Raw genomic sequence first — 457 nt, 5'->3', positions numbered from 1 at the left:
ATACGGATGTACTTCGAGATGACCTCCGAGGACCCGGACCCCGGCGTCATCTCGGCCATCGGAAAACAGAACGCCATGCTCGGCGGCGTGCAGGGAGTGTTCCACCTCGTCCTCATCGCCGACATGGTGTACCTCCGCTACGGCGGCTTCTGAGGTGAACGCGGGGCGGCCGCGCTCGCGGGGTCAGTCGACCCGGCGGAACACGCGGCGGGTGTCGCGGTCGCCGTGTTCGCAGGCGACCTGTTCGAAGCCGAACGGCTCGAACACGGCCGCCCAATCGCGGTAGTACAGCGGGAAGTCGTACTCCTCGTCGTTGACGCCGCGGTCCTCGGGCGGCACCGACCGGTCGCCCTCGTTTTCGACGGTGACGACGTAGTCGCTCGCGCTCCGAGCGACCGCCTCGAACACCCACGCGTCGTCGGGGTGGATGTGCTGGAGCGTCTCGATGGAGTAGACG

Annotated in this window: 1 pseudogene; it reads right to left on the bottom strand. The window is 67.4% G+C overall.

The features are described from left to right. Positions 1–183 precede the first annotated feature (183 nt). A pseudogene (locus DVK00_RS20915) lies at positions 184–457 on the bottom strand (class I SAM-dependent methyltransferase); the annotation flags it as partial.

The organism is Haloarcula sp. Atlit-47R (genome assembly GCF_003665985.1).
Classification (GTDB): Archaea; Halobacteriota; Halobacteria; order Halobacteriales; family Haloarculaceae; genus Haloarcula; species Haloarcula taiwanensis.
The sequence above is the reverse complement of the archived record's forward strand: the minus strand, read 5'-3'. Positions and strand labels throughout refer to the sequence as shown.